Genomic DNA, 7,686 nt, shown 5'->3' with positions numbered 1-7,686 from the left:
TGAACGGCTACCGTAACACTACATAAATATTTCAACTAAAACCGTTAGAACCAGCAACATTAATATTAACCACTATTCTCTTAAATATTTCTGGGTTACCAGCTTTTCCTAATTCCAATAAGGTTGAGATTATCCGAGGTAGTTCAGAGAAAGATAATGTTACTTTGAAAGTTAGAGTAGTTAATAATGAAAGAATTCCCATTCGAGGATTAACCACGGAAGACTTTGAAGTTAAAACTACATTTTCTAATGGACAAGAAGAGATATTAAAGCAACCAGATATTAAATTAATACCACCAGAAAAAAGTAAACCTGATCCTACCTATTTAGTCATTCTATTAGATATGAGTGGTAGTATGAGACATAAAGATGATTCTGGGACAAAGAAATTAAGGGGAGCAGTCAATGGAATACAAGCATTTCTAGAGAACATCGAAGCACAAAATCTTCCTGTTGAAATTGCTCTTGTTCCTTTTGGAGAAGGATGTGATAAAAGTTATCGAGTTACTCAAGAAATTATTAACGAGAATTTAGAACAAAGTCCTTATCGAGGTACTAAATCTTATCTTAAAAACCTTGCTAAAGTAGAAGTGTGCGCTTCAACTAATCTCTATCAACCTGTTACTGAAGCAGTAGAATTTCTAGGCAATGATGAGCGTTTTCAAGCAGATTCCTCTGGAATTGTACCACGCTTAGGAGTCATTTTATTCACGGATGGATTCGATGCAGATCCTAATCGCAAGCGCGAAGAAAGAAGATTTCAGGAACTTATAACTACTTTGGGTGACTATTCTTCTCAGGTGACAATTCATACGATGGGATATGGAGAGTCTTTATCAACAGTTTATAATCGCGCCACTTGCATCTATAGTTTATCAGGGGATAGCCTAACCGTTAATAATCTTTTAAAATGGTGTCGCATTAGAGGAAAAGATATCAGAGAATTTATTATTGATCGAGATCGCTTACAAGAAATTGCTCAAGCAACACCAGGGGGAATTTATCGATTCCCGGAAAATGCTCAAGCAGTCATGGATAGCTTAAACACATTTTTAACAACTCTACGAGAATATGAAATCACCTATCAACAACCAAACGCAGAAAAAGCAGGTTCTTATCAAACCGAAGTAGTTGTTAACTCAGAAACTTATGGATTAAGTAATCTTGTTTCTAATACTAAAACCATTCGACTGAAAAACTTTTCATATCAACCATTATCGTGGTGGGAACATTCATTATTGTTAGGAGTAACAATAATCATCGGTTCAGTAGGAATTAATAAATTTAATCAATGGAGTAAAAAACTAAAAGCAGATGCGAAAAGCAAGCTAAATCCATAAATATGAGTTTTTATTTTCGGTTTCATTGTGTAAATATTCTCTTTCTTGGGAATAAATAATGATTAATTAATGAAATTAAAATATACTCTTTAATACACGTATGGAAATGAAATTTCAAAATTATCTACAGATAAATTTTTAGCTATTTAACTTGCATGTCGAGAGGGTCATGAAAACTGATATAATGTCTGAGAAAATAAGGCCAAATTAACATATAATCAAAAAACTACTACAATTTCTAATTAAGATATGTCTAACTTACCTCCAATTATTACAAATCCCATCAGTGATTTAACTGTTGTGGAAAACGCTGCTAATACTAACTTAGATTTACTTACCAATTTCGATGATACATTAACCACTGGTAAAATAGCCACATTTGAACTCTACAACACAGATTTAGCTGGCGGAATTATTAATGTTTTATTATTCGATCAAGCAGAAGCTGGCGCACCTTTAACAGTGGAAAATTTTATTAATTATGTTGAAGATGATGATTATGTTGATAGTATAATCCATCGTTCCGCTTCTCTTCCTGATGGTTCTCCTTTTGTCATTCAAGGTGGTGGCTTTACTGTTAATAATTTAACTGTTGGTTTTGTTCCTGATGATCCACCAGTCCAAAATGAATTTAGTAGCGATCGCTCTAATTTACGGGGGACTATTGCTATGGCAAAATTAGGAGGTGATCCCGATAGTGCCACTAGTCAATGGTTTTTTAACCTCGGAGATAATTCCGCAAATTTGGACAATCAAAACGGTGGTTTTACCGTTTTTGGCGAAGTTTTATCCGAAGATGATTTAGCAGTTATTGATGCGATCGCAGAGGTTCCTACTTTTAATGGAACACCTTTGAATCCTGCTTTTAGTGATTTACCCCTACAGATAGATCCTGCTAACCCTGTTTTAACTAATGATAGTGAATTTGTTCGCTTTCGTGAAATTACTGTTACTGATGTCGATGAATTAACCTTTTCTGTTGTTAATAATTCTAATCCTAGTTTAGTTAATGCAAGTATCGATAATAATCAACTTATTCTTGATTACCTCGATGATCAAATAGGAGTAGCAGAAATCACTGTTCGAGGCACCAATCTACTAGGTAACATTGTTGAAGATACCTTTAATATTACTGTCGTCAGCGAAGTTACTCCTAATTTAGATATCGATGGAAACGGAATTGTTGAACAACAAGACTATAATTTAATTGATTTATACGCTTCCCAACTAGACGAAAGCGAATTAGATTTCTTGGTTGATAATTTTGCTAACGATTTAATTGGAGAAAATGCCACCCGTACCAGTGCGGATTTAATATTAGGTTATTTAGATGAAGTAGGGGACGACTTATTAGATATCGACGGCAATAATGAAGTAGAATTACAAGATTATAATTTGATTGATTTATACGCGTCACAACTAGATAGTGCTGAACTGGGATTTTTAATCGAAAACTTCCCTAACGATTTAATTGGAGAAAATGCTACTCGTACCGACGCAGATGCAATTTTGGCTTATTTTGATACTATTGTTATCTAGATAATTCAACTAAATTCTCACTATTCCTGACCATTGCACCTTTCTTTCTGGACTACGACGATGGGAAAAGAAATGTGAAGGGGATTGATAGGTACAATAGGGAGCAATACTAATTTGTTGCGCTTTTATGCCCAGTTGTTCCAATTGTAATTGATTGATGCGGCGTACATCTAAACGAACTTTTCCTGGTTCGGGATCAGGCAATATCGGAGGGTTAGCAATCTTTTTTAAGGGGTTCAGAATGCCCTGTAAACTGTCTATTTGTTCTTTTTGGAACAAACTAGCCACCACTTCCCCTGCCACCTCATCGGACACCTGATACACCTCTCCACTTATGGCAGGTCCCATGGCAATGCGTAAGTTTTCCATCTCACTGCCCCAAGTCTGCAAACGGGCGATCGCTTCTGGGACAATTCGTTTGGCAGTTCCTCGCCAACCTGCGTGGACAGCGGCTATGTTTCCTGTTACGGCATCCCCTATCAAAACAGGGGTACAGTCGGCACTCGCAACCCAAATAGATTGTTTTTGCAGGTTAGTTACGATGCCATCTGCTGAGGGAAAACCCTCTTGGGGAAGCTCTTGTCTAATTTCATCAGGGGACAACACACGGTTGCCATGAACCTGTTTCACTCGGTAAACATCCGCTGAAGGCTCAAGAATTTTACTCAAGTCCTCTGGGGTTCTCGGATAAAACGGTTGGGTGAAAAAGCCGTGAGGCCATTGTTCTAGCAAGGAACAGGTTAAATAGGGTAATCCTTCGGCAGACTGCCATTGCCATGTTTTAGTTAAATCATCCCTCATCATGTCTTAGTTCCCTGTGGTCAATGATCCGTTACTACTCAATTTTAACTGACATCTTGCACCAGTACATAAAAACTTAAATTACTAAGCAGTTCCTCACTCCGTAGGGCGCGCTATCGCACAGCGTTCGGCTTTCATGTCTTAGCTGAAAGCGTTAAGCATTGGTTTAATCTCACTCACAGCATAAGATAGAGATTGATATGTTTCAACTGATGGCTGATAGCTGATAGCTGAACCCTTACAAACTAGCCAGTTTTATCGAAGGTGCAAGATGTGAGTTTAAGGCATTGGTCAACATTAGAAATTTTAAATGGGTTAGCTTCTTTTCCAAATTTTAAGCTTTATTCCAAAGTGTTCTAGAATACAAATTCCCTTGGTAATATGGGGATCTCGAGAATTCTATCAAAAAGTCCTATGAATCAAGCTGTCGTTGCTGTTATGGATGGTACAAAAGCTCGCTTTTTTACATTAGAAGAGGCAGAGTTTCCAGAATATCAGTCGAGTCCTAATCTGGTTGAACACCAATGTCTAGCGAATGCTGCAAAAGAAATGTCCGGTAAGGAACTGTGGGCGAATACAAAAACTGGACGAAACCGAGGATCTCGTAGTCAAGGTCATGGCTACGACGATCATCGTCAAAACCATCTCAGCGAATACGAACGTCATTTTGCCAAGGATATTAGCCACAAAATTACGGAACTTTTGGGTCAATGGGAGTCTCATTTAGTTCTCTTGGTAGCCGAACCCCAGATGTTAGGCTTTGTTCGGGACTCCTTGATGCCCCATTTACCGAGAACTATTAAACTCGAAGAATTAGCCAAAGACCTTTGTAAACTAAAACCTTTAGAACTTCATGAATACTTAGCCCAGAAACATTTAGTCCCCCCTCGCAAAGCCGTGATTCTTTAAAACTTTATCTTCGGAGGGTGACCTCATTGTGGCTCTCCCTTCGACTCAATTTTGTCCTATCTGTGCTACTTATATTTGGAGTAATTTGTCAAGTAGATAATACCGAATTAACTACAGTACACCCATTCGGTTTAAACTGGAACAGTAGGAAATTGTCTTCAGTTACAAGGGTTAAAGTTACTTAATTCCATCGGTTGTGGCGATATTTTTAATTCTTGGTTCGTTTCCTTGATAATTAGTTGAATTAATTTTTCTTGAATAAAGTAGGGATTCTTATGGTTTCTGAACGCACACTGCCTAAATTTAACACAGCATCCATCGAACTGACCAAAGAAGAAGGGTCAATGTTGTACGAGGATATGACCTTGGGACGCTTATTTGAGGATAAGTGTGCTGAGATGTACTATCGGGGTCGGATGTTTGGTTTTGTTCACCTCTACAACGGACAAGAAGCGGTTTCTACAGGTATAATTAGAGCCTTACGTCCTGGTGAAGACTATGTATCCAGTACCTATCGGGATCACGTCCACGCCCTCAGTTGTGGGGTTCCCCCGCGAGAAGTGATGGCGGAGTTATTTGGCAAAGAAACAGGTTGTAGTAAAGGTCGTGGGGGATCAATGCACCTATTCTCTGAAAAACACCGTCTTTTGGGGGGTTATGCCTTTGTTGCTGAGGGTATTCCCGTAGCCACAGGAGCGGCTTTTCAAAGCAAGTATAGACGAGAAATGATGGGGGATCAAACCGCAGATCAAGTAACAGCCTGTTTCTTTGGAGATGGGGCCAGCAATAACGGTCAATTTTTTGAATGCTTAAACATGGCCGCTTTGTGGAAGTTACCCATCATCTATGTGGTAGAAAATAATAAGTGGGCCATCGGTATGGCACACGATCGCGCTACCTCCTCACCAGAAATTTACAAAAAAGCTAGTGCGTTTGATATGGTAGGAGTAGAAGTGGATGGGATGGATGTTCTGGCAGTGAGAAAGGTTGCCCTAGAAGCCGTCGCCCGAGCTAGAGCAGGGGAAGGTCCTACTTTAATCGAAGCCCTAACCTATCGCTTTCGTGGCCACTCCCTGGCTGATCCCGATGAGCTGCGATCGCCCAACGAAAAAGAATTTTGGGGTGGTAAAGATCCTATCCAACGACTAGAAGCTTATTTAATCGAGCATAACTTAGCCAGTCAAAGTGAGTTAGATGAAATTAAGCAAAAGGTTCAAGCAAAAGTGGACGATGCTGTAAAATTTGCTGAGGAAAGCCCTGAACCTGATCCTAAAGACTTATATCGTTATATCTTCGCCGAAGATTAACATACTTCCCACCCAAATCAGAGATTATGGGTGGGTCTCTCCAACTCATTTCTCAACTGTCTAGCTATTTTCGGGGGTTATTATATCTTCTTCATCCACAATCTGACCATTTCCCTCACAAAATACGCAGGTTTCTTCTCTTTGAACCTCTCCAGTACAATCCCTAATCTCTAAGTATCCTTTCCCTTCGCAATGATGACAGTTTTTTTGTTCTTTCGTGATGTTTGACATTTTTGTTATTCTGTATATTTTATAGAAAAATACTTTAATTATTTAGTATTTTCTATATTGTAACAAATTAAGATACATTATTTTGTAAACTAATAACAGTAAGAATAACGCCGAACAAAATGATGATAGCTCCTATTAATACCAAAATAGAGGGTACTTCCTGAAAAATAATAAACCCCAATAAACTAGAGCCAATGGGTTCAAATAAAATCCCCAAAGTAACTAAAGTAGGTGATAACCAACGCACCGACCAATTAATACTAGTATGACCAATTAATTGTGAAAAAATAGCTATCAAAAAAACATAGAAATAAACAGAACTCGGATAATTACTATAACCAGAACCAAATATAAAAGGTAAAGGAAAAAGAAGTAGCGCAGCAGTTGTGTAGACAATAATGCTATAACTGCCAATTTTTAATCCTTGTTCTTGAGATATTTTACCAAAAATTAAATAGAAACTCACAAAAAAGGCTCCCATTAAAGCTAAGCTATTGCCTAGCATCGGTTGACTATAGAAATTGTTAGTATTGTTGCTACCTAGCGCAATTAAGATTCCTCCCGATAAGGAAATAATAATTCCTAAAATGGTTACTTTTTTAAGCTTTTCTTTAAACCAAAACCAAGATATTAGAGCCACCCAAATAGGATTGGTTGTTACTAAAGTCGTGGATGCCGCAATAGAAGTAAATGATAGAGAGGTAATCCAACAAACAAAATGAAATGCTAAAGAAAAACCTGCCACAATGGCATAATAATAAGCTTTATTAGTCACTTTGTTTTTAACTACGGTTTTCCAAGCAGGAAATAAAATAATTGAAGCAATAATTAAACGAGATGCTGCTAAAAAAAGACTAAATTCTACTCCTGGTTTTCCTGATGCTTCCAAAGCAAGACGGATAAAAACTGCTGTAGAAGAAACAGATAAAATACCGACAATTAGAATAAGAGTAACTTGCCAAGTTTTGGGCGATCTCATTAATTTTAACTACCTATTTTTGAATAACTTGATATTTTGTAACATAGAAATCCCTTGCTTTGGGGAAAAATGTTATGACAACTAATACTAGTAAGTTTAGGATTCAGTTGAAAGCCACAGAAATTACTGAAAGTAAAATTGGATATTTGTCTAGTGAGAAAATTGGGTGTTCCTGACCGTTCAGAATTAGCTATAGGTGCGATCGCTTTTGGAGGGGTTGGAATCATCAATAAAAGTGTAGTTAATTGGTCGAAAATATCACCTCAAATCATAGAAAAAGTTACTCAATAAGAGGGTAATATCAGAAAAGTGTTGAAATAGGCTAAATTTCTCTGTGAAATTCATACCTATTAATATATAGCCCAACCACTAGCCTGCATTATTCATGAGAGAATTAAGAACAAGCATGAAAGCCTTATGCAATCAGGAATATGGAGATTTGATTCCAATAACAGTCTGTGATTTTTATTTATTACTAACTATTGATTATTTAATTATTAAAAATAAGAGAAAAAAGTAGTTTATAAAAACTTTATTCTAGGTTAAAATAAAGAAGGGAATAAAGGTTAGATAATTTCAT

The 7,686-nt window shown here is 37.2% G+C and carries 8 protein-coding genes; 5 read left to right on the top strand and 3 right to left on the bottom strand.

Annotation, left to right across the window (positions count from 1 at the left end):
* Window positions 1-164: 164 nt before the first annotated feature.
* Together P9B04_RS10970 and P9B04_RS10965 are read left to right on the top strand one after the other, a co-directional pair.
* Window positions 165-1,340 (top strand): vWA domain-containing protein, encoded by a 1,176-nt coding sequence (locus tag P9B04_RS10970; RefSeq protein ID WP_342055027.1) that lies wholly within the window; start codon window positions 165-167, stop codon window positions 1,338-1,340.
* Between the two features lie 249 nt (window positions 1,341-1,589).
* A complete protein-coding gene (locus P9B04_RS10965) occupies window positions 1,590-2,879 on the top strand; it encodes a peptidylprolyl isomerase (protein ID WP_342055026.1) in 1,290 nt (429 codons plus the stop codon).
* A gap of 9 nt (window positions 2,880-2,888) precedes the next feature.
* Here P9B04_RS10965 and pgeF read toward each other — a convergent pair whose 3' ends face one another.
* Complete coding sequence (gene pgeF, locus P9B04_RS10960; RefSeq protein WP_342055028.1) at window positions 2,889-3,680, bottom strand: peptidoglycan editing factor PgeF; 792 nt, start codon at window positions 3,678-3,680, stop codon at window positions 2,889-2,891.
* A gap of 414 nt (window positions 3,681-4,094) precedes the next feature.
* Between pgeF and P9B04_RS10955 the strand changes: the two genes are divergently transcribed.
* A complete protein-coding gene (locus tag P9B04_RS10955; RefSeq protein WP_342055025.1) occupies window positions 4,095-4,589 on the top strand; it encodes a host attachment protein in 495 nt (164 codons plus the stop codon).
* 275 nt (window positions 4,590-4,864) lie between these two features.
* Window positions 4,865-5,896, top strand: coding sequence for a pyruvate dehydrogenase (acetyl-transferring) E1 component subunit alpha (gene pdhA / locus P9B04_RS10950; protein ID WP_342055024.1), 1,032 nt, complete (start codon window positions 4,865-4,867; stop codon window positions 5,894-5,896).
* 60 nt (window positions 5,897-5,956) lie between these two features.
* Here the strand turns inward: pdhA and P9B04_RS10945 are convergent, their stop codons facing one another.
* Together P9B04_RS10945 and P9B04_RS10940 are read right to left on the bottom strand one after the other, a co-directional pair.
* A complete protein-coding gene (locus tag P9B04_RS10945; RefSeq protein WP_342055023.1) occupies window positions 5,957-6,127 on the bottom strand; it encodes a hypothetical protein in 171 nt (56 codons plus the stop codon).
* A gap of 67 nt (window positions 6,128-6,194) precedes the next feature.
* Window positions 6,195-7,106 carry a DMT family transporter gene (locus tag P9B04_RS10940; protein WP_342055022.1) on the bottom strand — a complete coding sequence of 304 codons (912 nt, stop codon included), beginning with the start codon at window positions 7,104-7,106 and terminating at the stop codon, window positions 6,195-6,197.
* A gap of 138 nt (window positions 7,107-7,244) precedes the next feature.
* On the opposite strand from P9B04_RS10940, the gene P9B04_RS10935 reads away from it, so the two are divergent.
* Entirely contained in the window at window positions 7,245-7,397 is a 153-nt protein-coding gene (locus P9B04_RS10935) for a hypothetical protein (protein ID WP_342055021.1), read from the top strand.
* Window positions 7,398-7,686: the final 289 nt, after the last annotated feature.

The organism is Crocosphaera sp. Alani8 (assembly GCF_038442745.1).
Lineage (GTDB): Bacteria > Cyanobacteriota > Cyanobacteriia > Cyanobacteriales > Microcystaceae > Crocosphaera.
Note: the sequence above shows the minus strand (reverse complement) of the source record. Positions and strands in the feature narration are given on the sequence as shown.

Coding starts and splice junctions, on each gene's coding strand:
- P9B04_RS10945 (WP_342055023.1), bottom strand. CDS start 6,127: ATGTCAAACATCACGAAAGAACAAAAAAACTGTCATCATTGCGAAGGG.
- P9B04_RS10955 (WP_342055025.1), top strand. CDS start 4,095: ATGAATCAAGCTGTCGTTGCTGTTATGGATGGTACAAAAGCTCGCTTT.
- P9B04_RS10965 (WP_342055026.1), top strand. CDS start 1,590: ATGTCTAACTTACCTCCAATTATTACAAATCCCATCAGTGATTTAACT.
- P9B04_RS10940 (WP_342055022.1), bottom strand. CDS start 7,106: ATGAGATCGCCCAAAACTTGGCAAGTTACTCTTATTCTAATTGTCGGT.
- pgeF (WP_342055028.1), bottom strand. CDS start 3,680: ATGAGGGATGATTTAACTAAAACATGGCAATGGCAGTCTGCCGAAGGA.
- pdhA (WP_342055024.1), top strand. CDS start 4,865: ATGGTTTCTGAACGCACACTGCCTAAATTTAACACAGCATCCATCGAA.